At 65.9% G+C, this 22977-nt stretch carries 19 protein-coding genes and 1 riboswitch; of the genes, 12 read left to right on the forward strand and 7 right to left on the reverse strand.

Annotated elements, in window-relative coordinates; all coding sequences use genetic code 11:
• The first annotated feature begins 81 nt into the window (after nucleotides 1-81).
• Genes ACT53T_RS13750 through queC form a run of 3 tightly spaced genes read left to right on the forward strand, consistent with a single transcriptional unit; the run spans nucleotide 82 to nucleotide 2820 of the window.
• Nucleotides 82-1632 (forward strand): sensor histidine kinase, encoded by a 1551-nt coding sequence (locus tag ACT53T_RS13750; protein ID WP_400765705.1) that lies wholly within the window; start codon nucleotides 82-84, stop codon nucleotides 1630-1632.
• Nucleotides 1633-1690: 58 nt separating this feature from the next.
• Nucleotides 1691-2065: a DUF4180 domain-containing protein gene (locus ACT53T_RS13755; RefSeq protein ID WP_476161635.1), complete on the forward strand. Its 375-nt coding sequence runs from the start codon at nucleotides 1691-1693 to the stop codon at nucleotides 2063-2065.
• 35 nt (nucleotides 2066-2100) lie between these two features.
• The gene (gene queC, locus ACT53T_RS13760) at nucleotides 2101-2820 is read left to right on the forward strand and encodes a 7-cyano-7-deazaguanine synthase QueC (RefSeq protein WP_476161636.1); all 720 of its coding nucleotides are present in this window, start codon (nucleotides 2101-2103) and stop codon (nucleotides 2818-2820) included.
• On the opposite strand, the gene ACT53T_RS13765 is transcribed toward queC, so the two are convergent.
• Nucleotides 2796-3242 (reverse strand): N-acetyltransferase family protein, encoded by a 447-nt coding sequence (locus tag ACT53T_RS13765; protein ID WP_476161637.1) that lies wholly within the window; start codon nucleotides 3240-3242, stop codon nucleotides 2796-2798. The genes queC and ACT53T_RS13765 overlap by 25 nt on opposite strands.
• Nucleotides 3239-3589, reverse strand: coding sequence for a DUF1491 family protein (locus ACT53T_RS13770; RefSeq protein WP_018267709.1), 351 nt, complete (start codon nucleotides 3587-3589; stop codon nucleotides 3239-3241). The genes ACT53T_RS13765 and ACT53T_RS13770 overlap by 4 nt, the downstream gene beginning before the upstream one ends.
• A gap of 149 nt (nucleotides 3590-3738) precedes the next feature.
• Nucleotides 3739-3800, forward strand: a riboswitch (Fluoride riboswitch).
• A 291-nt stretch (nucleotides 3801-4091) separates the two neighbouring features.
• On the opposite strand from ACT53T_RS13770, the gene smbP reads away from it, so the two are divergent.
• The 3 genes from smbP to ACT53T_RS13785 all read left to right on the forward strand — a co-directional run bounded on the left by smbP (nucleotide 4092) and on the right by ACT53T_RS13785 (nucleotide 5244).
• On the forward strand, nucleotides 4092-4445 hold the full coding sequence (gene smbP / locus ACT53T_RS13775; RefSeq protein WP_476161638.1) for a small metal-binding protein SmbP: 354 nt from the start codon (nucleotides 4092-4094) through the stop codon (nucleotides 4443-4445).
• Nucleotides 4446-4507: 62 nt separating this feature from the next.
• On the forward strand, nucleotides 4508-4906 hold the full coding sequence (gene crcB / locus ACT53T_RS13780; RefSeq protein WP_400765714.1) for a fluoride efflux transporter CrcB: 399 nt from the start codon (nucleotides 4508-4510) through the stop codon (nucleotides 4904-4906).
• A gap of 2 nt (nucleotides 4907-4908) precedes the next feature.
• Nucleotides 4909-5244 carry a DUF190 domain-containing protein gene (locus ACT53T_RS13785; protein ID WP_400765715.1) on the forward strand — a complete coding sequence of 112 codons (336 nt, stop codon included), beginning with the start codon at nucleotides 4909-4911 and terminating at the stop codon, nucleotides 5242-5244.
• A 2-nt stretch (nucleotides 5245-5246) separates the two neighbouring features.
• On the opposite strand, the gene ACT53T_RS13790 is transcribed toward ACT53T_RS13785, so the two are convergent.
• On the reverse strand, nucleotides 5247-9581 hold the full coding sequence (locus tag ACT53T_RS13790) for a DEAD/DEAH box helicase (RefSeq protein ID WP_476161639.1): 4335 nt from the start codon (nucleotides 9579-9581) through the stop codon (nucleotides 5247-5249).
• A 191-nt stretch (nucleotides 9582-9772) separates the two neighbouring features.
• On the opposite strand from ACT53T_RS13790, the gene ACT53T_RS13795 reads away from it, so the two are divergent.
• Both ACT53T_RS13795 and ACT53T_RS13800 read left to right on the forward strand, forming a co-directional pair.
• The gene (locus ACT53T_RS13795; protein WP_476161640.1) at nucleotides 9773-12037 is read left to right on the forward strand and encodes a response regulator; all 2265 of its coding nucleotides are present in this window, start codon (nucleotides 9773-9775) and stop codon (nucleotides 12035-12037) included.
• 50 nt (nucleotides 12038-12087) lie between these two features.
• Nucleotides 12088-13227 (forward strand): sensor histidine kinase, encoded by a 1140-nt coding sequence (locus ACT53T_RS13800; protein WP_476161641.1) that lies wholly within the window; start codon nucleotides 12088-12090, stop codon nucleotides 13225-13227.
• 61 nt (nucleotides 13228-13288) lie between these two features.
• Here ACT53T_RS13800 and ACT53T_RS13805 read toward each other — a convergent pair whose 3' ends face one another.
• Nucleotides 13289-14152: a dimethylarginine dimethylaminohydrolase family protein gene (locus tag ACT53T_RS13805; RefSeq protein ID WP_476161642.1), complete on the reverse strand. Its 864-nt coding sequence runs from the start codon at nucleotides 14150-14152 to the stop codon at nucleotides 13289-13291.
• Nucleotides 14153-14231: 79 nt separating this feature from the next.
• The gene (rocD, locus tag ACT53T_RS13810) at nucleotides 14232-15464 is read right to left on the reverse strand and encodes an ornithine--oxo-acid transaminase (protein WP_018267718.1); all 1233 of its coding nucleotides are present in this window, start codon (nucleotides 15462-15464) and stop codon (nucleotides 14232-14234) included.
• A 216-nt stretch (nucleotides 15465-15680) separates the two neighbouring features.
• Here rocD and amaB point away from each other — a divergent pair, with 216 nt between their 5' ends.
• Complete coding sequence (gene amaB, locus ACT53T_RS13815; protein WP_476161643.1) at nucleotides 15681-17213, forward strand: L-piperidine-6-carboxylate dehydrogenase; 1533 nt, start codon at nucleotides 15681-15683, stop codon at nucleotides 17211-17213.
• 32 nt (nucleotides 17214-17245) lie between these two features.
• Nucleotides 17246-18634, forward strand: coding sequence for a 2-oxoadipate dioxygenase/decarboxylase HglS (gene hglS / locus ACT53T_RS13820; protein WP_476161644.1), 1389 nt, complete (start codon nucleotides 17246-17248; stop codon nucleotides 18632-18634).
• On the opposite strand, the gene ACT53T_RS13825 is transcribed toward hglS, so the two are convergent.
• Entirely contained in the window at nucleotides 18605-19198 is a 594-nt protein-coding gene (locus ACT53T_RS13825; RefSeq protein ID WP_476161645.1) for a phosphatase PAP2 family protein, read from the reverse strand. The two genes, hglS and ACT53T_RS13825, sit on opposite strands and share 30 nt — an antisense overlap.
• A gap of 275 nt (nucleotides 19199-19473) precedes the next feature.
• Nucleotides 19474-19722: a hypothetical protein gene (locus ACT53T_RS13830; protein WP_400765727.1), complete on the reverse strand. Its 249-nt coding sequence runs from the start codon at nucleotides 19720-19722 to the stop codon at nucleotides 19474-19476.
• Nucleotides 19723-20097: 375 nt separating this feature from the next.
• Here ACT53T_RS13830 and ACT53T_RS13835 point away from each other — a divergent pair, with 375 nt between their 5' ends.
• Both ACT53T_RS13835 and moxJ read left to right on the forward strand, forming a co-directional pair.
• On the forward strand, nucleotides 20098-21963 hold the full coding sequence (locus ACT53T_RS13835) for a methanol/ethanol family PQQ-dependent dehydrogenase (protein WP_400765728.1): 1866 nt from the start codon (nucleotides 20098-20100) through the stop codon (nucleotides 21961-21963).
• Nucleotides 21964-22082: 119 nt separating this feature from the next.
• Nucleotides 22083-22976: a methanol oxidation system protein MoxJ gene (gene moxJ, locus ACT53T_RS13840; RefSeq protein ID WP_026191620.1), complete on the forward strand. Its 894-nt coding sequence runs from the start codon at nucleotides 22083-22085 to the stop codon at nucleotides 22974-22976.
• Nucleotide 22977: the final 1 nt, after the last annotated feature.

Consider the following 22977-nt stretch of genomic DNA (forward strand, 5'->3'; position numbering starts at 1 on the left):
GGAAAGGGTCGTGACGGCGTTTCCCTTTATGGGGTCGCCGTTCGAAGGCGAGAATTTCGTTGCTTGCGGGTCCAGCGTATCATGAATGACATAACCGCCGAGATGATCGAGCGAGGCCGGGGCAAGGATCCGCGCGTCGTCGCCGAGCGCCGTCGTCGCAGCGCCGAGGTGCGCGCGGCGCGTGAGAAGCTCACCACCTCGGACACGGGCCATCGCGGATGCGACGTCGGCCTCTTGCGCGCCTACGCTTCCGCCCGCATCCATTCCGCCGTGCCGGCCACGGCGCTCATCGCCATGGTGGCGGCGCTCACCCGCTATTGGATGGAGGGCGAGCTCGACATCATCTGGACCGTGCTGGCCTTCTCCAGCCTGCTGCTGTGCTACGGCCTCGCCAAGAAGCTCGAGCGTCTTTCCGACGACGAGATCAATGTCGTCGGCTGGCGCAGCAAATTCGTCGCCGCAGAATTTCTGCACGGCCTCGTCTGGGCGGCGATGGCGCTGCTGCTGCTGCAGGCGAGCGATCCCAACGCCAAGGCTTTCGTCACCGCCATGCTGATGCTGGCGGCGGCCTTCAACACGATGGTGACGGCGACCATACCCTTCGCCGTCTATGCGACGATCACGCCCATGTCGCTCGCCATCGTCGTCTGCCTGCGCATAGACGGGATAGAGGATACGAGCCTCTCGCTGCTGGCGCTGGTGGGCGCGGCGCAGGTCTTCTTCGTCGTGCTGGCCAAGCGCTTTCACCATGTGACGCGCGAGAGCCTGTTCTTCCGTATCGAGAAGGACGATCTCATCGGCGAGCTCGAGCACGCCAAGGCCAATTCCGACGAGGCGCGCCGCCGCGCGGAGGAGGCCAATCTCGCCAAATCGCGCTTCCTCGCCACAATGAGCCATGAGCTGCGCACGCCGCTCAACGCCATTCTCGGCTTCTCGGAAGTGCTGAAGAACGAGCTGTTCGGCGTCCATGCGGTGGCGGCCTATAAGGACTATTCGCAGGACATTCACTCGAGCGGCCAGCATCTCCTCATGCTCATCAACGAGATTCTCGATCTCTCGCGCGTCGAGGCGGGCCGCTATGAGCTGAAGGAGGAGAGCGTCTCGCTCGCCGGCGTCGTCGAGGATTGCCGCCATCTGCTGACCATTCGCGCGCAAAAGCGCGGCATAGAGATGATCGAGGCCAAGGAGCCCGATCTCCCGCGCATTTGGGCCGATGAGCGCGCGGTGCGGCAGATCGTGCTGAACCTTTTGACCAACGCCATCAAATTCACGCCGCAGGGCGGCCAGGTGACGCTCAAGATCGGCTGGACCAGCGCCGGCGGCCAATATGTGGCGATCCGCGACACGGGTCCGGGCATTCCAGAGGAGGAGATCGCCGTCGTCATGTCCTCCTTCGGCCGCGGCACGCTGGCGCAGAAGAACGCCGAGGAGGGCACCGGCCTCGGCCTGCCCATCGTCAAGGGCCTCGTCGATCTGCACGGCGGCCTCTTCAAGCTGAAGTCCAGAGTGCGCGAAGGCACGGAGGCGATCGTGGTCTTCCCGCCGGAGCGCGTGATGAACGCGCTGCCGAAATTCGACGACGACGCCCCGCAATTCGCCAGCCTCGAGCGGCGGAGGAATGCGGCGGCGTGAGGACGCCAGACGCGATTTGAGCTAAAATTGCCTCCCAAAGCTAGAGAAGGCAGGCGATATGACGGATATCGCGCGTGACATCCACGGCGTTCGCACGCTGCTCTGCTGCGCAGAGGGCGCAAAGCTCGAGACCGAGCGCGACGCCAATGCTTTTGTGAGCGCGGCCTGGGAGCATCAGGCGAATTTGGTGGCCATACCGGTCGCCCGTCTAACGGAAGACTTCTTTCGCCTCGAAACGCGTATCGCGGGCGAAACGATTCAGAAATTCGTCAACTACAGTCTTCGGTTGGCGATCGTCGGGGATATATCCGCTCATACGGATCGAAGCCGATCGACGCGCGATTTCGTCTATGAAGCGAATCTTGGGCGATCCATATGGTTCGTCGACGACATCGAAGCGCTGACTCGCAAGCTCTCGGCGCTGCGTTCCTGACGCTCCGCTGCGGCGAACCAAATAGAGGCATCGTGTTGACGTCAGACTCCGCCCTCGTCCTCTTCTCTGGCGGGCAGGACTCCGCCACCTGCCTCGCTTTCGCGCTCTCGCGTTTCGCGCGCGTCGAGACCGTCGGCTTCGACTATGGCCAGCGTCATCGCGTCGAGCTCGAGCAACGCGGCGTGCTGCGGGAGGGACTGGCGCGCATCTCGCCGCTGTGGGCGGAGCGGCTCGGCGAGGATCACACCATCTCGATCGAAGCGCTCGGCGCCATCTCCGACACGGCGTTGACGCGCGAGGCGGAGATCGCATTCGACGCCTCCGGCCTGCCGAACACTTTCGTGCCGGGGCGCAATATTCTCTTCCTCACCTTTGCCGCGGCGCTCGCCTATCGGCGCGGGATCGGCAGTCTCGTCGGCGGCATGTGCGAGACGGATTTTTCCGGCTATCCCGATTGCCGCGACGCGACGATCCGCGCGGTGCAGACGGCGCTGACGCTCGGCATGGATCGTAAGCTCGAAATCCTCACGCCGCTGATGTGGATCGACAAGGCCGCGACCTGGAAGCTCGCCGAGGATATGGGCGGCGTGCCGCTGGTGCGGCTCATCGTCGAGGAGAGCCACACTTGCTATCTCGGCGAGCGCGGCAAGCGTTTCGACTGGGGTCATGGCTGCGGCGAATGTCCGGCCTGCCGCCTGCGCGCCGCCGGCTGGGAGAAATATCGCGCGGCTCAGCCTTCCGGCGCGCCGAGCTGACGAAACATCACCAAGGCGTCGACGAAGCCCTGCGTCGGATGCCGGAAGGCGCGCGGCAGCCGGCCGACGATCTCGAAATCGAAAGAGCGCCATAGGCGAATGGCGCGGACATTCGTCTCGACGACGAAGTTGAATTGCACGCCGCGACCGGCCGCTTCGACGCTGGTCATATAGCCGCAATTGCAGATATGGGCTCCGCCGCCGGCCTGATTGGCGCGTAAATAATAGGAGCCGACGATCCTCCCTTCGTCGTCTTCCGCGACGAAGGTCTCGCGATCCGCGCCCAGCCAATAGGCGAGGGCGTCGGCCTCGGTCATGTCGCGATCGAGCGCATAGGTCTCGCCGGCGCGGACGGTCGGGCCGATGACGCGCCAGATCGCCGGCGCGTCTTCGCCTCGAGCGGGGCGTATCGATCGGATCACGCCGCTCGAGCCGCTATGTCGACGAAGCTCTTGCCCTCGCGATCCTCGATCTCGACCAGCCACAGATCTGGGTCGAAGGCGATCTCCTTGCGGACGCGCTCCTCCGCCTCCAGCGGCGTCACCCATTCGTCGGCGTGCAGACGCGCGAACAGGCGATCGACGCCCTCCGGCAAATCCACGCTCTGCGGCGCCGGCCCGAGCAGCGCCGCGCGTCCATCCAGCCTGTCGATCTTCACGAAGATCGCGCCCGCTTCCTCGGAGCCGCGGCGGCGCAGCATGGCGACGGAGCCGGCCGTCTCGGCGCGGCGGATGAGGGCGGAGACGAAAAAGTCGGATCGAAGACGCATGAATTCTTTTCAGCCATTCGAGCCCGCCCGCGCAAGCGCTTTCGGCATGGCTTCGCGCGAGCGGCCTCGCGCGCAATGCTCTGCTCCAGCCCGTTCTTGACGCTGTCTCATTGCTCAGATACCAATTTCGCCGAGGCCGCCGCTCGCGCGTGCGGCCGGGGGATGGGGTCCCCCTTCAACCGCCGCAAAGGCTGATGACTCCTGCTTATGTCCGACGGTCGACCGATCGTCGGAGAGAGCGATCTATTCGCTCGGCAGGGGTCCGTCATGAGTCAGCGCGCCGCGGTTTCTCCGTTTCTTCCAATTCCATCCATCGAACGCGCAGCCGGCGCCGCGCTGATCGAGCTTCGTCGCGCCGAGGCGCGCGCCCATGGCCGGGCGGTCACGGCCTATCGAATGAGATTCGAATGACCGCGTGCGTCGGCTGCGCCGCATCGGCGCGGCCGGCGACGAAAAATCGAATCCGAAACCCCGACCGCAATGGTTGGAAGAGGAGAGTGAGATGAATATTCGCGCATTCGGGCTCGCCGCGAGCCTCGGCCTCGTCGCACTTCTCGGGTCGACGCTCGCGCGCGCCGACGACCGGCTGGACCAGGCGATCTATCACGTCAATGAGGCGATCACCCAGGGCGGCAAGCTGCATGACACCGGCCTGCTCTCCTATCACGCCGATCTCGCGCTCGAGAAAGCCGAGGGCCTGCAGAAATTCAAGCCCAATCCGCATCTCGCCGAGGCCATCGTCCATATAAAGGCGGCGATAGAGGAAGGGCGCGCCAACCACGCCGAAGCGGGAACCGCGCAGGCGAAGGAAGCGCTCTCGCATCTCGAGGAGGCGAGCAAGGAGAGCGCAAAATAAGCTTCGCGCCGCGCGAGGCCGCGGTCGGCCTCGCGCGAATCTCTGACAGGCAAAGGCTCGCGATGATCTATGTTCTCATCATGATCGGCAGCGCGATCGGCGGCGTCGCGCGTTATTGGCTCTCGGGAGCGATCTCCCGCTGCTTCGGCGAGGCCTTTCCCTGGGGCACGCTGATCGTGAACGTCTCCGGCTGCTTCGCCATCGGCTTTTTCGCGACGCTCACGGCGCCGGGGGACGGCCGTCTCTTCGTCGACGCGCAGACGCGCCAATTCGTGATGATCGGCCTATGCGGGGGCTATACGACCTTCTCCTCCTTCGGCCTGCAGACGCTCAATCTGGCGCGCGGCGGCGAGGCCTTCGCCGCGCTCGCCAATATCGGCCTGTCGTTCGGGCTCTGCCTTTTCGCGGTCTGGCTCGGACATGTCGCCGCCGCTCATCTCAACGCGCTGAAAGGAGCCTGACGATGCAATTGCCTCGAGACGCGACTCTGCTGCGCATCTTCATCGGCGAGGACGAGAAGTTCGAAGGGCGGCCGCTGCATGAGGCGATCGTGCGGACGGCGCGCGCGCTGCATCTCGCCGGCGCCACCGTGCTGCGCGGCCCCGCGGGATTCGGCCACAGCAGCCGGATGCGCACGACGAAGATTTTGAGCCTCTCGGAAGACCTTCCCATCGTCATAGAGATCGTCGACGAGGAGGAGAAGATCGACGCCTTTCTGCCGACGCTCGATGCGATGATGAGCGGCGGGCTGGTCACGCTCGAGAAAGTGCGCGTGATGCGCTATGGCGAGAAGGTCTGACGTTACGCCAGATCGGCGAGCTGTCCCCGCGCCGCAGAGCGGATGAGGCGTTTCTCCGCCTCCCATCGCGTCGCCTCGTCGACGCTCGTCAGAAACTCGATTTTGCCGCCGGCGAGCGCGGCTATGGGTAGGCCGTCGCGATAGAGCAGGCGATTGCCGGTGAGCGCGGCGAGCTTGCCGCCCGGCGTCAGCACGCCGATGAGATTGAGCGGATCGGCCGCCGACAGCGACACATATCGCCTGTCGGCCGGCCGGCGGCGAATCTCGCGCAGCAGGCCGACGGCGTCCGGCAGCGCATATTGCTCGCCGGAAAAGCCGGCGACGAAACGTCCGCCGCGAATTTCGCCGCGCGCCTCGAGCCGTCGATAGACGCGCAGCAGATCGCGCCAGGGCGGCAGCCAGCCGCCTTCGCGCGCCAAAAGGCGCCAGAAGACGACGCCATAGCGGCGCAGCAGCGCCTGAGCGATGTGCTCCACGCAAGCGTGACGCGCTTGCGAGCCCGGAGCCGCATAGGCGCGGCGAATGAGCGACCAGCGCCCGGCGCTCTCCATGCCGAAGGAAAGCACCTTGCCGCGCCGCCGTGCGCCGTCGAAAGGCTTGCGCTTCTCGGAGGGCACGAGCAGCGCGCGCAGCCCGCCGAAACTATCCGAGGTGACGAGGCCGAGCGCGGCCAGCTCGCCCAGCGCCGTCTCCAGCTCGGAGCGCAGCAGGCGCGAGGCGTCGACCAGCTCCTCGAAGAACAGCGCCCCCTCGGCGCGCAGCGTCTCGAGCGCCAATTGCGCTCGGCCGCTCAGCGCCGGCGGCTCGGCGGGCGTCGCGATCGAGGTCCAATCGGCGAGCCTTCGTCGCTCCAAGAGAGCGATCGGCGAGCTTTTGATCGGCGAGACCATGCGGGCGCCCTTGGCGGCGGCGGGCGGCGTCAGCCGCGCCCAGGCGATGCGGCCGGAGAGGCAGAGCGAGTCGAGATATCCGGTCTCGTAATCGGCGAGGCGCGCCGGGAGGATTTCCGTCTCCCAGGCGCCCGCCGGCGCTTCATATCCCTCGAGGCCCGAGAGAGCGGCGGTCAGCGCCTCCGGCCCTTTCAGCCTCGCCTCCTCGGCGACATGCTGCCAATCGAAGAGAAAGCGCAGGAAGTCGCGCGCCGCAACGGGCTCGATCTCCGCGCGCAGGCGCTTGATCGTGTAATGGTGGATGCGCGCCAGCAGGCGGCGGTCGCACCATTGCTCATCATTGGCGCCGGGCAGGAAGCGCCCGCGCATGATCGTGCCCTCGGCCTCCAGCGCGACCAGCGCGGTCGTCAGACTCGTAGGCTCGAGGCCGAGCGCCGCGGCGAGCCCCGTCTGCGTGACCGGCCCCAGCCCCTCGAGCCGGCCGCGCAAGATTTCGATCAGCGCCTGCTCGGCCGACCACAGCGCCGGCGCCTCGCTGTCGGGCGGCGAAATCTTCGGCGCGAGCCGCGCCTCGGGCCAGAGCGCGTGAAATTGCGTCAGCCGCTCCGCCGCGACCCAGAAGCTCGCCGCCCCGGCCTCGAAACGCGTGGCGCGCTTTTGGCGGGCCAGCGCCTCGAGCCAGCTGGCCCAGTCCGGCGCGGCGGCGACCTCCGCCTCTGTGAGGCAGCCGATCCACAGCAGCGCGTCATGCAGCTCCTCCGGGTCGATCGGCTCGGGCCAGGCCTCGGACTTCACGCGCTCGATCGCCTCCGCGTCCAGCCGGCCGAGGTCGGAGGCGCTCTGCGGGTCCTGCCAGCGTCGCGCCATCACCGCCTGCGCGCGGCGCTCCTCGAGCGGGGCGTCGTCGAGGAAAGCGTAAGGCCGCGCGGACAGCACCTCCAGCGCCAGCGGCGAAGGCTGGGTCAGGTCGCAGGCGACGACGCTCACCTCGCCCGACTCCATGCGCCGCAGCAGGCGTTCCAATCCTTCGATATCCATCGCCTCGTGCAGACAATCCCAAATCGTCTGGTTGGTCAGCGGGTGGTCGGGAACCTCGCGCTCGCCGGCGAGATTTTCGGCGCAGGCGATCTGATCGGGAAAGACGGCGGCGACGAGATCCTCCGCCTGCATGCGCAGAAATTGCGGCGGCGTCTTCTTGCCGCCCTGGAAGCGCGGCAGAGCGAGCGAGATTCCCGCCGTCCAGCGCCAGCGCGTCATGAACATGGGCGCGGTCAGCATCGCCTGCACCAGCACGCCGCGCACGCTGTTGGAGTGGAGATATTTCGCCACCTCGGCCAGCTCGAAACTGTGCGCCGTGGTGAGCGAGAGCAGTATGTTGTCTTCCGTCGCCGCCGCCTGAAGCTCGAAGTTGAATTTGCGGCAGAAGCGCTTGCGCAATGCGAGGCCGAAGGCGCGATTGATGCGCCCGCCGAAGGGCGAATGCACGACGAGCTGCATTCCCCCCGCCTCGTCGAAGAAGCGCTCCAGCACGAGGCAATCCTGCGTCGGCAGCACGCCGCCGAAGGCGCCGAGCGCGCCGGCGAGATATTCGACCAGCTGCTCCGCGGCGGGCGGCGCGACGCCGACCTCCTCCATCAGCCAGCGTTGCGCCTCGCCGCCGCTGGGGTCTCGGCGCAGACGCTCGGCGATTTCGCCGCGCAGGCGCGAGACGGAGAAGGACAGCTCGTCGGCGCGCGCCGGCGCCTCGCCCAGCCAGAAGGGAATGGTCGGCGGCTGGCCCTGCGCATCCTCCACGCGCAATGTGCCGCGCTCCACACGCTGCACGCGATAGGAGGCGTTGCCGAGCTGGAAAATGTCGCCGGCCATGCTCTCCACGGCGAAATCCTCATGCACCGTGCCGACGATGTGATTCTCCGGCTCCAGCAGCACTTGATAATCGGCGGTCTCGGGGATGGCGCCGCCGGAGGTGAGCGCCGTCATGCGCGCGCCGCGCCGCTCGCGCAGAATGTGATTCACCGCATCGTGATGCAGCAGCGCGCCGCGCCTGCCGCGCCGCGTCGCATAGCCCTCGGCGAGCATTTTCACCACATCGTCGAATTCGGCGCGCTCCAATGCGCGATAGGGCCAGGCGCGCTTGAAACGCTCGAAGAGCTCGGCCTCGCCCCACTCCTGCGCCGCCACCTCGGCGACGATCTGCTGGGCGAGCACGTCGAGCGGGCGATGCGGAATGGTGAGCCGGTCCAGCTCGCCGCGCCGCACGCTGTCGAGCAGCGCCGCGCATTCGACGAGATCGTCGCGCGACAAGGGAAACAGCCGCCCCTTGGGCAGGCCGCCGACGACATGGCCGGAGCGCCCGACGCGCTGCAGAAAGCTCGCTATGGAGCGCGGCGAGGCGATCTGGCAGACCAGCGTCACATCGCCGATGTCGATGCCGAGCTCCAATGAGGCGGTCGCCACCAAGGCTTTGAGCTCGCCGCGCTTCAGCCGCTGCTCGGCGAGCAGGCGATGCTCCTTCGCCATGCTGCCGTGATGCGAGGTGACGGCCTCCTCGCCGAGACGATCCGATAACTCCCGCGCGATGCGCTCGGCGAGGCGGCGCGTGTTCACGAAGACGAGCGTGGTGCGATGCTCGGCGATCAGCTCGGCGAGCCGGTCGTAGACTTGGCTCCACACTTCCGCCGACATCACCGCCTCGAGCGGCGCGCCGGGAACCTCTATGGCGAGATCGCGGGCGCGGTGATGGCCGGAATCGACGATTCCCGGCTCGCGCGCCGGCGCCGCCACCGATCCCGCGCCGACGAGAAAATGCGCCACCGAGGAAATGGGATTCTGCGTGGCGGAGAGGCCGATGCGCTGGAGACTATCGCCACAGAGCGCGGCGAGCCGCTCCAGCGAGAGCGAAAGATGCGCCCCGCGCTTATTGGGCGCGACGGCGTGAATCTCGTCCACGATGATGGCGCGCGTCGTCGCGAGCGCCTTGCGGCCCGATTCGGAGCCGAGCAGCACATAGAGCGATTCGGGCGTCGTCACGAGAATATGCGGCGGGCGCTTGCGCATTCGCTCGCGCTCGGCGGTGGGCGTGTCGCCGGTGCGCACGACCACGCGAATATCGACGTCCGGCAGCTCGGCCTGTCTCAGCTTCTCCCGCACCCCGGCGAGCGGAGCCTCGAGGTTGCGGCTGACGTCGTTGGACAGCGCCTTGAGCGGCGAGACATAGACGACGCGGGTCTCGTCCGGCAGCGTCCCGGCGAGGCCCTGGCGGATGAGATCGTCGATCGCCGCGAGAAAAGCCGCCAGCGTCTTGCCGGAGCCGGTGGGCGCGGCGATCAGGATATTTCGGCCGGATTTGATTTGGGGCCAAGCTTCCGCTTGCGCCGGCGTCGCATTGCGGAAATGATCGGCGAACCATGCCGTAACCGCCGGATGAAAAAGGTGCGACAGATGCATGGCCGTGAGGAGAGGAGAGGGCCCCGTGGAGAGTTCAGGCTAGCGGCGATCGGGCCGCGCGCCAACCATGAGATTTGGGAATTTCGCGGCGCCGCGACAAGCGCGCGGCGGCTTCAGCCACATTTCGGGCCGGACGGGAGGCGGCCGCTCACGGCGAGCGGACGATCCGCCATTGCGCCGAGAGGATGTTCATGCGCAGCAAATTCATCGATACGTCGTCGTTTCTCTATGCCGGCTTCGCCATTCTCGCGGCGTCCTTGTTCGCCGCTTTCGCTTTCGTCGGCAAGCAGGCGACCGACTATCGCGACGTGCGGCAGCTCATCGGCGAGAAGCGGATTCATCACAACATACTCGATCGGCTCCAGGAGGCCGAATCCGCGGAGCGCGGCTATCTGCTGACCAATGACGCGGCCTATCTCGCGCCTTTCGACGCCGCCAAGGCGCGCGTGAGCGCGGATTTCGACGCTCTGCTGCGCGTGAGCGAGCCGGGCGAGGATCGCAATGCGCTGGAGATGCTGCGCGCGCTGGCCAATGAGAAGCTCGCCGAAATGGCCAAGAATGTGGAGCTGCAGGCGGCCGGTCGGCATGAGGACGCCGTGGCCATCGTGCGCGCCGGCTCCGGCAAGGCCTTCATGGAGCAGCTGCGCGTCGGCCTCGACGACAAGACCTCTCGCCAGCAGCAGCTGATCGACGCGCAATCGCGCGGCGTGGAGACGAATGGCTCGCTGCTGCGCGCCGGCGCGGCGCTCGCCATCTCCATCACCATTCTCATCGGCGCGGCGACTATCGCCGTGCTGCGCGGACGGCTCGAGGAGATCGCGGCGGCGCAATCGGAGCTGCGCGACGTCAACGCCGCCCTTTCCACCGAGGCGGCGCAGCGCGAGCAGCTCGCCGAGCAATTGCGCCAATCGCAGAAGATGGAGGCGATCGGCCAGCTCACCGGCGGGCTCGCGCATGATTTCAACAATATGCTCGCCGTCGTCATCGGCAGCGTCAATCTCGCCAAGCGGCGCCTCTCCACCGATCCGGCGGAGACGCTGCGCTATCTCGACAGCGCGCTGGAAGGCGCCGAGCATGCGGCGACGCTGACGCATCGTCTGCTCGCCTTCTCGCGGCGCCAGCCGCTCGCGCCGGAGCCGATCGACCCCAATAAGATGGTCTCGTCCATGGCCGAGATGCTTCGCCGCACGCTGGGCGAGGATGTGCGGCTGGAGGCGGTCTTCGCCGGCGGCCTGTGGCGCGCCTATGCGGATACGAGCCAGCTCGAGACGACGATCCTCAATCTCGCGCTCAATGCGCGCGACGCCATGCCCCAAGGCGGCGCGCTCACCATAGAGACGAGCAACGCTTATCTCGACGAGGAATATGCCGCGCGCGAGGTGGGCATACCGTCCGGCCAATATGTGCTGATCGCGGTCACCGACACTGGAACCGGCATGAGCCGCGAGACGGTCGCGCGCGCCTTCGATCCTTTCTTCACCACCAAGCCCGCCGGGCGCGGCACCGGGCTCGGATTGAGCCAGGTCTATGGCTTCGTGCGCCAGTCGGGCGGGCATGTCCGCATCTATTCGGAGCAGGGGCTCGGCACCACGGTCAAGCTCTATCTGCCGCGCCATCACGGCCCCGCCAGCGCGACGACCACATCCACGCCGCCTGCGCGCACCGCGCCGCGCAGCGAGAAGAGCGAGACGATCCTCATCGTCGAGGACGATACGCGCGTGCGCGATCTCACCGCCGACACGCTCGCCGAGCTCGGCTATAGCGTGCTGGCCGCAGAGAGCGCCGCCGCCGCGCTGCGCCAGCTCGAGGTCAATCCGAATATTTCGCTGCTGTTCACCGATGTGGTGATGCCCGACACCAATGGCCGCAAGCTCGCCGAGGAGGCGTGGAAGCGCCGGTCCGATCTGAAGATACTCTTCACCACCGGCTACACGCCCAACGCCGTCGTCCACAATGGCGTGCTGGACCCCGGCGTTGAGCTGATCGTGAAGCCCTATTCGATCGATCGGCTGGCGCGCAAGGTGCGCGACGTTCTGGACGGCGCGCGCGCCGTTCCGTCGGAGACGAAGACGAGCCGGCGCAAGGTCATGATCGTCGATGACGACGCGGCCGTGTGCGAGGCCATGGCGGAGCTGCTGCGTCTCGAGAATTACGAGGTCGGCGTCGCCAGCGACGGAATGCGCGCGCTCGAGCTGACGCAGAGCTTCAAGCCCGATGTCGCTCTGCTCGATCTCGGCCTTCCGATCATGGACGGCTATGAGACGGCGCGCAGGCTGCGCGCCGCGCCGGAAGGGCGGGATCTTCTCCTCATCGCCTCCACCGGCTCCGGCGGCGATGATGTGCGGCGTCTCTGCGAGGCCGCCGGATTCGATTTCCACCTCGTCAAGCCGATCGATCTCGACGCGCTGAAGGCTCTGATCGACGGCCAAAAGCCGCAGCCCTCTCGCGCCACGTGAGGCGCTCTCCCATATAGAGGCGCCGAAGGAACAGCGCATGGTCAGCGCCAATGCATGCGACGCCCGCACAGCTGAAGATGATCGTCGAATCCGCCTTCGCCGCGCGCTTTCTGATCGCCGACGATCGCATTCTCTATGTCAATCGCGCGACCGAGGACATGTTCGGCTATTCGGCCGAGGAGCTCGTCGGCCGCACCGTCGATATGCTGCTGCCGGATGACGTGCGCGTCCGTCACCCAGGCCTGCGTGAGGAGTATTACAAGGCGCCGCGCCGCATTCTGCTCGGCGTCGACAGGGATGTTCGCGCGCGCAAGAAATCGGGCGTCGAATTTCCCATTCATCTCGGCCTCGCGCCGATCCGCGAGGACGGACGTCTCTACGTCGCCGTGACGGTGTTCGACATATCGCATCACAAGGAGATCGAGCGTCAGCTCGTCGAGCGCGCCGAGGAGCTTCAGCTCGCCAATGAGCGTCTGGCGCGCTTCGCCTATATCGCCTCGCATGATCTGCAGGAGCCGCTGCGCAAGATCGCCGCCTTCGCCGATATCGTCACCGCCTCGATCGCCAAGGGCGATCTCGCGGAGGCCGCGCATGCGGGCGAGGTGGCGCGCGCCTCGGCGCTGCGCGCGCGCCAGCTGGTCGACGGTCTGCTCGCCTTCTCGCGGCAGGTCTCGACGCCGCCGCGGCTGGAGACGTTGGACATTCGCCGTGAGATCGAGGCCGTCGTCTCGGATTTCTCCGAGCTGATCCGCCAGACGCAGGCGCAAATCTCTGTCGCCGTTCCGCCGGGCGTGCTGATAGAGGCGGACAAGCCGCAATTCGAGCGCTGCCTCTCGAGCCTGCTCTCCAATGCGATCAAGTATCGCAAGCCCGGCCATACGCCGAATATTCGCTTCTTCCTTCGGCGCGAGCCGGAGCTCGCCCTTTCGGTCGCCGATGACGGCATAGGCTTCGAGCCGAAATACGCCGAGGCCATATTCGAGCCGCTGCGCCGGCTCCACAGCTTCACGCAATATCCCGGCGCGGGCGTCGGCCTCGCTCTGTGCAAATCCACATGCGAGCGCCATGGCTGGCGCATAGAGGCCGATTCGCAGCTCGGCGCCGGCGCGACATTCACCATGACCATTCCGTGCGGCGAGACGCCGACGGCTAGAGTCTTTCCGGTTCAGAATGAACCGGAAAGACTCTAGATTCCCTTATTCTACGGTGTTTTCTTCACGCGAACCGGTTCCCACTTCGCTCGAAAACACTCTAATCCTCTGAAAGCTTCAGCGTGAGGCATTTGGCGGCGCCGCCCGCCTTCATGAACTCCGAGAGCGGCGTGACGACGGGCGCGAAGCCCGCCGCGCGCAAGCGCTGCTGCAGATGCGGCGAGGCGTCGTTCAGCGCGAGGCGGCCTTCGAGATCGACAGCGTTGCAGGCAAAGCGCATCGCATCCGCCTCGTCGATCTCGATGCGCTTCTCGCGCGGAACGATCGTCTCGATCGCGGCGCATGAGGCGGCGTCGAAAGCCGGCGGATAAAACATCAGCCAGCCGCCCGCGAGCGGGCAGAAGCAAGTGTCGAGGTGATAGAAGCGCGGATCGATCAGCCGCAAGCCGATCACGCGGCGGGACACGATGCGCTCCAGCGCCGCCGGCGCCTCTTCGGCCGAGCGCATGCCATGGCCGCACCAGACGACATTGGCGCCGCGATCGATGAGCGCGTCGCCCGCGCCTTCGAAGGGAACATGCTCCGGCCAGGCCGCGACGCGAAAGCCGCGCGCCTCGAAGAAGGCGCGAAACAAGGGCTCCTCCGGCCGCCGCTCCTCGGCGCGAAAGCGGCTGACGACGGCCGTGCTTCCGAGCACGAATCCGGCGTTGGCGGTGAACACCATATCCGGCAGGCCCGCCGCCGGCGTGATCAGCTCCACCTCGGCGCTCTCGGCGACGAGCGCGCGCAGATTCTGCCATTGCTCGCGCGCGAGCGTGCGCGCGGTGCGGCCGATCTGATGCTCCATCCAGGGATTGATGACATAGCGCACGTCGAAATCATCCGGCGCGCACATCAGCACGCGCTGGCGCCGCTCCTCGCGCGGCGCGCGCGCGGGCTCGAACATGGAATGCGGCTGCGTCATCGCGAGTCCTTTCGTTTCCCGACATGAAGACGGCGCCGAGACTGCTCTGTCCCGGCGCCGCAATGATGACAGGCGGCGATCAGCTCGCCAGAGCGCGCTTGGCCGGACGCGCGCGCTCGACGAATTCGGCGAGCGTCTCCTCGAAGCGATCGAGCGCCCAATCCAAATCCTCGCGCGCGATGACGAGCGGCGGCGACAGGCGCACGACGCTGTGATGCGTCACGGTGGAGAGCACGCCCTTGTCGCAGAGGCTCTCGCAGACCTCGCGGCCGGTGGCGTAGCGCGGATCGATCTCTGCGCCCGCCCACAGGCCCTTGCCGCGCACGTCGCGCAGCGCGGGACTGTCGATGTTGCGCAGACGGCGCAGCATATGCTCGCCCAGGCTCGCGCTGCGCTCGACGAGCTTCTCGTCGCGCATCACATGCAGCGCCTCGAGCCCTACCGCCGCGGCGAGCGTGTTGCCGCCGAAGGTCGAGCCATGCGAGCCGGGCGTGAACATATCCATCAGCGCGCGCGTGCCGACGAAAGCGGACACGGGCAGCACGCCGCCGCCGAGCGCCTTGCCGAGCATGACGCCATCGGGCTTCACATTCTCGTGCTGGAACGCGAACCAGGCGCCGGTGCGCCCCAATCCCGCCTGCACTTCGTCGACGATGAGCAGCAGGCCGCGCGCGTCGCAGAGCGCGCGCAGGCCGGAGAGCCAGCCGACCGGCGGCACGATGACGCCCGCCTCGCCCTGCACGGGCTCGACCATTATCGCGACCGTGTCCGGCCCGATCGCCGCTTCCGTCGCCGCGAGATCGCCGTAAGGAACCGCGCGAAAGCCGCCGCCATAGGGACCGAAATCATCGCGATAGGCCGGCTCCGAGGAGAAGCCCACGATGGTCGTGGTGCGCCCGTGGAAATTGCCTTTGGCCACGATGATCTCGGGATTTTTCAGCCCGCGCACGCGGCGGCCGTAGCGGCGCGCCGCCTTGATCGCGGTCTCCACCGCCTCGGCGCCGGTGTTCATCGGCAGCGCGACGTCTAGGCCGGTGAGATTGCACAGCTCGGTGAGGAAAGCGTCGAGACGATCGTCGTAATAGGCGCGCGACGGCACGGCGAGACGCTGCGCCTGCTCGGTGAGGACTTTCAGAATGCGCGGATGCGCATGGCCGTGGCTCACCGCGGAATAGGCGCTCATCATATCGACATAGCGGCGACCATTCACATCGAACAGAAAGGCGCCTTCGCCGCGCGAGAGCGTGATCGGAAGCGGCGCGTAATTGCGCGCGCGATGCGGATTGTCGACGGACTTGACGTTGGCGTTCATGAACGAATGACCTCGCTGCTTCGTTATGTGGGCGTCGCCTCGACGATTTGCATCAGTGCGGGCGATCGGCGGCTCACGGGACGCGAAGCCTCGGCGAGCCATTCTCTCGTGGAGCGCGTCGTTACGCCGCTCCGACGTTCGCGTTGCAAATACATCGAACACGAGCTATTTGCGAGACAAATAAAGCAGCAAAACGGCGAGATGGGAAGCACAGCTATGGAATCATGTGCAACAACAAACGATATCGCGGCGAGAGCTGAAGAGCTGCTCTTTCAAATTACTGTTCAGTCCGCGCTATTCCGTGATGGAAATTTGCCGGTGCGAACGCCGATTACCGGCGAAGTCATCGCCAGAGCAAAAACAAAAGACAGCGATGCTTTAGATTTGGCGATCGGCGAGGCCGACGCCGCCTATCGCAAATGGCGCAATATTCCGGCGCCGCGGCGTGGCGAATTGGTGCGCCTCTTCGGCGAGGAATTGCGCTCGGCGAAGAATGAGCTCGCCGAGCTCATCACGATCGAGGCCGGCAAGATCGTCTCCGAAGCGCGCGGCGAAGTGCAGGAGATGATCGACATTTGCGACTATGCCGTCGGCCTGTCGCGTCAGCTCTACGGTCTCACGATCGCGACCGAGCGCCCCGGCCATCGCATGATGGAGACATGGCATCCGCTCGGCGTCGTCGGAATCATCTCCAGCTTCAATTTCCCGGTCGCCGTATGGGCCTGGAACGCCGCCATAGCGCTCGTCTGCGGCGACGCGCTGGTGTGGAAGCCGTCCGAGAAAACGCCGCTGACGGCGCTCGCGACGCATGCGCTGTTCGAGCGCGCGCTGGCGCGTTTCGGCGAGGCGCCCAAAGGACTCTCCGCTCTCGTCATCGGCGGGCGCGAGCTCGGCGAGAAGCTCGTCGACGATCGTCGCGTGGCCCTCGTCTCGGCGACTGGCTCCACCGCCATGGGGCGCGCCGTCGGGCCGCGGCTCGCGCAGCGCTTCGCACGCTCCATTCTCGAGCTCGGCGGCAATAACGCCGCCATCGTCTGTCCGTCGGCGCCGCTCGATCTCGCTGTGCGCGCCATCGCTTTCGCCGCCATGGGCACGGCCGGCCAACGCTGCACCACGCTGCGCCGCCTCATCGTGCACGAGTCGGTCTATGATCAGCTGATCGGACGGCTCTCGCTCGCCTATGCCTCGGCGCCGGTCGGCGATCCGCGCGAGGGCAAGACGCTCATCGGCCCGCTCATCGACGGCGATTCCTATCGCGCGATGCGACACGCTCTGGACGAAGCCGCGACGATCGGCGGAAAAGTCTATGGCGGCCAGCGCCTGTTCGCGCAGGAGCGGCCGGACGCTTACTATGCGCGGCCGGCGCTGGTGGAGCTGGCCGAGCCGGCGCCGGTCTCGCGCCGCGAGACTTTCGCGCCTATCCTCTATGCGATGAAATATCGCGAGCTGGACGAGGCGCTGCATATGCAGAACGATGTGAGCCATGGCTTGGCCTCGTCCATCTTCACCACCGATCTGCGCGAGGCGGAGCGCTTCCTCTCGGCGGAAGGGTCCGATTGCGGCATCGCCAATGTGAATATCGGCCCGTCCGGCGCCGAGATCGGCGGCGCCTTCGGCGGCGAGAAGGAGACCGGCGGCGGCCGCGAGGCGGGCTCCGATTCCTGGAAGGCCTATATGCGCCGCGCGACCAACACGATCAATTATTCGAGCGCTCTGCCGCTCGCGCAGGGCGTCGTCTTCGACGTGTGACTCACGCGCCGATCGATCTCGAGGAGTCCGACATGACCGAGACCCATGTTCCCGCCGATACGATCCGCTCGATCTTCTCCGCGGCGATGACGCAAATGTATCGCGACGAGGTGCCGCGCTATCAGGAGATGACGCGCGTCGTCGGCGAGATCGACGGCGAGGCGCTGGCGCGCGATCCTGCGCTGGAGGCGCGGCTGCGCCGCTCCGGCGCTTTCGATCTCATCGGAGTCGAGCGCCACGGCGCCATTCGCGTCGGACGGCCGGAAGAGCTCGCGGGATTGCGGCGGCTCTTCGCCGTCATGGGCATGTATCCGGTCGGCTATTACGATCTCACGCCCGCCGGCGTGCCGGTGCATTCCACCTGCTTTCGGCCTGTCGAGACGGAGTCGATCGGGCGCTGCCCTTTCCGCATCTTCACCTCGCTTCTGCGCCCCGAGCTGATCGAGGGCGAGGATCTTCGCCGCGAGGCGCAGGAGATTCTCGCGCGTCGGCGCATCTTCACGCCGCGCTGCCTGCATCTCATCGAGATCTTCGAGGCCAATGGCGGGCTCGGCGAAGCGCTGGCGATCGAGTTCGTGCATGAGGCGTTGCATACGTTTCGCTGGCGCGGCGAGGCGACCGTCACCGCCGGCGTCTATGAGGCCTATCGCAAGGCGCATCCGCTCGTCGCCGACGTCGTCTGCTTCCACGGTCCGCATATCAATCATCTGACGCTGCCGACGCTCGACATAGACGCTGTGCAAAAGGCGCTCGCCGAGCGCGGGCTCGATCCGAAATCCATCGTCGAAGGCCCGCCGCAACGCCAATTCCCGATTCTGCTGCGCCAGACGAGCTTCAAGGCCATCGCCGAGCCGGTGCGCTTCGCGGGCCGCGACGAAGCGCGTGGCGAGCATCGTGCGCGCTTCGGCGAGATCGAGCAGCGCGGCGCCGCGCTCACGGCGAAGGGCCGCGCGCTCTATGATCGATTGCTCGCCGAGACGCTCGCCGCCAATCCGCCGCGCGATGGCGCGATCAGCGATTATCGAGCCGAGCTGGAGCGCCGCTTCTCCGCCTTTCCCGACGACGCCGCGACAGTGCGCACGCAGGGCCTCGCCTTCTTCCGTTATGCGCCGGGCGATAAGCGCTCGGCCGGATCCAGCGATGTCGAGACTCTGCTGCGCGAAGGCGCGCTCGTCGCGGAGCCGATCACCTATGAAGATTTTCTGCCGGTGAGCGCGGCCGGAATCTTCCAGTCCAATCTCGGCGAAGGCGGCCGCCGCGAGCTATCGGCCGCGGCCAATCGCGAGGCGTTCGAGCATGCGCTCGGAACGAAGGTCGCCGATGAGACGGCGATTTACGCGCATGAGGAAAAAAGCTCGCTGGAGCGGGCGCTCGAAGCGCTCGCGCGGCGATCACCAATGGCCGAGAATGCAGGCCGATAGCGGATAGCCCATGGCGACGCCCATTGTCAGCCCGCCGAGCACGTCGCTGGGATAGTGATGCGCCGTGGCGATGCGCGACCACGCCATCGATAGCACGAGCGCGGCGGCGGAAGCGGCGGCCGAAGGCCAAGCGAGAACGATGGGCGCCAGCACGCCGCTGAGCGTCATCATATGGCCGCTTGGAAAAGAATGCTCGTCGAGTATCTTCAGAAGCGACGTCAGCCGCGGATCCTCGTGAAACGGGCGCTTGCGTCCGATGCGCTTCTTGATGATCGGAAACAGCGTGTGCAAAAGCGCGGCGTTGAGTCCGCCGAGCGCGATCACCGGCCAGGCCTCGCGCCCGACGAGCCAGAAGATCGCCGTGGCGAGGATCGGATAGATCCATCCATTGCCGAGCTTGCTGATCGTGATCGCGAGCATTCGGCCCAGCGTGAATTGCGTGGAGCGCGCCAGAAAATGCACGCCTGCGAGATCGGCGCGCAGCAGGCGCTCGCGCCAGAGGAGCAGCGTCTCGGCGAGAACGAGACGTTCGAGTGAGAGGCGACGGTTCGAAGCGAGCAGCATGGCGAGAAAGCTAGGCGCCGCGTGCTGCCGTTTCGTGACACATGAACGACGTTTCGATTGCAGAGCGCGCCGCGAACGTCACATCATTGTCAATCACGCACGGAGCGCGCCTGCGCAGAAAGGGATAGATCGCGAGCTTCGGCGCAGCGCATCGCGCGAGGAATTTTTTGCGCGGCCCGCCGCAGCGAAAGGCCGCGCCGCTCTCCGCCCGTCACATTTTATTCAAAGTCGCAGAGCGCTCTTTCGCCCGGCGTGAGCCGAAGCGCGAGGGCGCGCTATTTGCGCCGCGTCCCGACCTCGGCCGTCGCCGCGCTCGCCGGCTCTGGCGGCGCGGGCTCGAAAAGGAAATAGCGCCCGCCGAGCGCGCCCTCGAATGGCCTGCCGTCGCCGGACCGTCGCAATTCGAAATGGACCACCGTGTTCGGCACGAGCACGCGAAGCGTCGTCTCGGAGCGCGCCTCGATGGAGACCTGCAGCGGCTCTTCCGCACGGTCGACGTCGGTCAGCCAGATCAGCCTTTCCATATCGGTCCTTCCGCAATCCGCTCGCTCTCTAGAACCGACGATTAAGGCGCCGCCAGTTTGGCGACATCTGGGCGCGACTGCGGCCTCGGCAGGACGTCTCGCCCGAGCCGGTCGTGAGGAAGACGCCACATCGATGCCGAATCTTCCCGCGTCAGATTACCGACAAATCATACAGACAGAGGCGCGGCCGAAAACCTATATCTCGCCGGCCCCGCCCTCCGCTTTTTCGCGGTGATCATGTGGCGACGACGTCGAGGACGAGGGCCGACAAACAAAGACATGGCTCGAGAGATCGCGAGCCGATGCTTCACGAGGCGACATCTCCATTCCGCTCTGCGATCCGCCGGGCGATGGCTGTTGCAGGAGGACTCGTCGATGAGGAAACTACTGAATTCGGTATCGCTGCTCGCCGTGCTGACGGTGGCGCCGATCGGCGTCGCTTCGGCCAACGACAAGCTCGACCAGCTCTCCAAGAGCGAAGAAAACTGGGTGATGCCGGGTAAGAATTATCACTCGGACAACTACAGCACGCTGACGCAGATCAACACGAGCAACGTCAAGGATCTGAAGGTCGCCTGGACCTTCTCGACCGGCCTGCTCAACGGCCACGAGGGCGCGCCGCTCGTCGTCGACGGCAAGATGTATATTCACACCTCCTTCCCGAACAACACTTTCGCGCTCGATCTGAACGATCCGACCCGCATCCTCTGGCAGGACAAGCCGAAGCAGAATGCGGCCGCCCGCGCGGTGGCCTGCTGCGATCTCGTCAATCGCGGCCTCGCTTATTGGCCCGGCGATTCCAAGACTCCGCCGCTCATTCTGAAGACGCTGCTCGACGGCCATATCGAGGCGCTCAACGCCAAGACCGGCGAGCTGGTGTGGAAGATGGAGAATTCCGACTATAAGGTCGGCTCCACGCTCACCATCGCTCCCTATGTCGTGAAGGACAAGGTTCTCGTCGGCTCCTCCGGCGCCGAGCTCGGCGTGCGCGGCTATGTGACGGCCTATGACGTCCACACCGGCGAGCAGTCCTGGCGCGCTTACGCGACCGGCCCGGACGAGGACGTGCTGCTGGCCAAGGACTTCAACAGCAAGAATCCTCATTACGGCCAGAAGGGCCTCGGCACTTCGACCTGGGAAGGCGACGCGTGGAAGATCGGCGGCGGCACCAATTGGGGCTGGTACGCTTATGATCCGGGCACGAACCTCTTCTACTACGGCTCGGGCAATCCGGCGCCGTGGAACGAGACGATGCGTCCGGGCGACAACAAGTGGACGATGACCATCTTCGGCCGCGACATCGACACGGGCGAAGCGAAGTTCGGCTATCAGAAGACCCCGCATGACGAGTGGGACTTCGCCGGCGTGAACTTCATGCTGCTCACCGAGCAGAAGGACAAGGATGGCAAGGAGCGCAAGCTGCTGACGCATCCTGATCGCAACGGCATCGTCTACACGCTCGACCGCACCAATGGCGATCTCATCTCCGCCGATAAGATCGACGACACGGTCAATGTGTTCAAGACGGTCGATCTGAAGAGCGGCCTGCCCGTTCGCGATCCCGAATATGGCACGCGCATGGACCATCTCGGCAAGGATATTTGTCCTTCCGCCATGGGCTATCACAATCAGGGCCATGATTCCTACGATCCGACCAAGCAGCTGTTCTTCCTCGGCGTGAACCACATCTGCATGGATTGGGAGCCCTTCATGCTTCCCTATCGCGCGGGTCAGTTCTTCGTCGGCGCGACGTTGAACATGTATCCCGGCCCGAAGGGCGATCGTCAGAAGGGCGAGGGCCTCGGCCAGATCAAGGCCTACAACTCGATCACCGGCCAGTTCAAATGGGAGAAGTTCGAGCGCTTCGCGGTTTGGGGCGGCACCACGGCGACGGCCGGCAATATCGTGTTCTACGGAACGCTGGACGGCTTCATCAAGGCCCGCAACAGCGATAATGGCGAGCTGCTGTGGAAGTTCAAGCTTCCCTCCGGCGTGCTCGGCTATCCGATCGTCTACAGCCACAATGGCGTCGAATATGTCGCCATTCTCTACGGCGTCGGCGGTTGGCCGGGAGTGGGCCTCGTGTTCGATCTGCAGGACCCGACCGCCGGCCTCGGCGCGGTGGGCGCGTTCAAGCAGCTCGCCAATTACACGCAGATGGGCGGCGGCGTCGTGGTCTTCTCGCTGAATGGCAAGGGTCCGTACGACGACGTGAACCTCGGCGAATATAAGGCCCATTGATCCATCGGCAGTCGTCGGTCGCGTCCTCCCCTGTTCGCGACCGACGCAGCGCGCCGCCCGGATGCATGAAGCGCGTCCGGGCGGCCTTGCCACACATGCAAACGGATCGGATCGCTCCCATGTCGCGTATCACCTCTCCGCGTCTCGTCGCCTCTGGACTCGCTCTGGCGTTGCTGAGCAGCGCCGCAGGCGCTCTCGCGCAACAGACGAAGCCTTCGGCCGCCGCTTCTGCGAGCAAGGCCGACACATTGCGCATCTGCGCTTCGGAAGCGCAATCGCCGCTCTCCCTCAAGGACGAATCCGGCCTCGAGAACCGCATCGCCGTCGCGCTCGCCGAGGCCATGGGCCGCAAGGCGGAATTCGTCTGGTCGTCGAAGCCGGCGATCTATCTCGTGCGAGATTATCTCGACAAGAATCAGTGCGACGTCGTCATCGGTCTGGACACGGGCGATCCGCGCGTCGCGACCAGCAAGCCCTATTTCCGCACCGGCTATGTGTTCGTGACCAAGGCCGAGAAGAATCTCGACATCAAATCCTGGTCCGATCCGCGCATCAAATCCTTCAATCACATCGCCGTGCCTTTCGGCTCGCCAGCCGAGGTGATGCTGAAGGAGATCGGCGAATATGAGAACGACATGGCCTATCTCTATTCGCTGGTGAATTTCCGATCGCCGCGCAATCAATATACGCAGATCGACCCCGCGCGCATGATCGGCGAGGTGGCGAGCGGCAATGCAGAGCTCGCCTCCGCCTTTGCGCCCGACGTGGCGCGCTTCGTCAAATCTTCGCCGACGCCTCTGCGCATGACGCTCGTCGACGACGATTCCAAGCGCAGCGACGGACAGAAGATCGGGCAGCACTATGACCAGTCGGTCGGCGTGCGCCTTTCGGACAAGGAGCTGCTCGCGCAAGTGAATGCGGGCCTCGATCGCGCCAAGCCGAAGATCGACCAAATCCTCACGGCGGAAGGCGTTCCGCTTCTGCCCATCGTCAATCCGGTCGCAGCGCACTGAC

The organism is Methylosinus sp. DMC45, from assembly GCF_056313885.1.

What these genes read in the sequence shown, in the direction of transcription:
- ACT53T_RS13750 (WP_400765705.1), top strand. Translation starts at nt 82, where the DNA reads ATGAATGACATAACCGCCGAGATGATCGAGCGAGGCCGGGGCAAGGAT.
- ACT53T_RS13755 (WP_476161635.1), top strand. Translation starts at nt 1,691, where the DNA reads ATGACGGATATCGCGCGTGACATCCACGGCGTTCGCACGCTGCTCTGC.
- ACT53T_RS13770 (WP_018267709.1), bottom strand. Translation starts at nt 3,589, where the DNA reads ATGCGTCTTCGATCCGACTTTTTCGTCTCCGCCCTCATCCGCCGCGCC.
- smbP (WP_476161638.1), top strand. Translation starts at nt 4,092, where the DNA reads ATGAATATTCGCGCATTCGGGCTCGCCGCGAGCCTCGGCCTCGTCGCA.
- crcB (WP_400765714.1), top strand. Translation starts at nt 4,508, where the DNA reads ATGATCTATGTTCTCATCATGATCGGCAGCGCGATCGGCGGCGTCGCG.
- ACT53T_RS13785 (WP_400765715.1), top strand. Translation starts at nt 4,909, where the DNA reads ATGCAATTGCCTCGAGACGCGACTCTGCTGCGCATCTTCATCGGCGAG.
- ACT53T_RS13790 (WP_476161639.1), bottom strand. Translation starts at nt 9,581, where the DNA reads ATGCATCTGTCGCACCTTTTTCATCCGGCGGTTACGGCATGGTTCGCC.
- ACT53T_RS13795 (WP_476161640.1), top strand. Translation starts at nt 9,773, where the DNA reads ATGCGCAGCAAATTCATCGATACGTCGTCGTTTCTCTATGCCGGCTTC.
- ACT53T_RS13800 (WP_476161641.1), top strand. Translation starts at nt 12,088, where the DNA reads ATGCATGCGACGCCCGCACAGCTGAAGATGATCGTCGAATCCGCCTTC.
- ACT53T_RS13805 (WP_476161642.1), bottom strand. Translation starts at nt 14,152, where the DNA reads ATGACGCAGCCGCATTCCATGTTCGAGCCCGCGCGCGCGCCGCGCGAG.
- rocD (WP_018267718.1), bottom strand. Translation starts at nt 15,464, where the DNA reads ATGAACGCCAACGTCAAGTCCGTCGACAATCCGCATCGCGCGCGCAAT.
- amaB (WP_476161643.1), top strand. Translation starts at nt 15,681, where the DNA reads ATGGAATCATGTGCAACAACAAACGATATCGCGGCGAGAGCTGAAGAG.
- hglS (WP_476161644.1), top strand. Translation starts at nt 17,246, where the DNA reads ATGACCGAGACCCATGTTCCCGCCGATACGATCCGCTCGATCTTCTCC.
- ACT53T_RS13825 (WP_476161645.1), bottom strand. Translation starts at nt 19,198, where the DNA reads ATGCTGCTCGCTTCGAACCGTCGCCTCTCACTCGAACGTCTCGTTCTC.
- ACT53T_RS13830 (WP_400765727.1), bottom strand. Translation starts at nt 19,722, where the DNA reads ATGGAAAGGCTGATCTGGCTGACCGACGTCGACCGTGCGGAAGAGCCG.
- ACT53T_RS13835 (WP_400765728.1), top strand. Translation starts at nt 20,098, where the DNA reads ATGAGGAAACTACTGAATTCGGTATCGCTGCTCGCCGTGCTGACGGTG.
- moxJ (WP_026191620.1), top strand. Translation starts at nt 22,083, where the DNA reads ATGTCGCGTATCACCTCTCCGCGTCTCGTCGCCTCTGGACTCGCTCTG.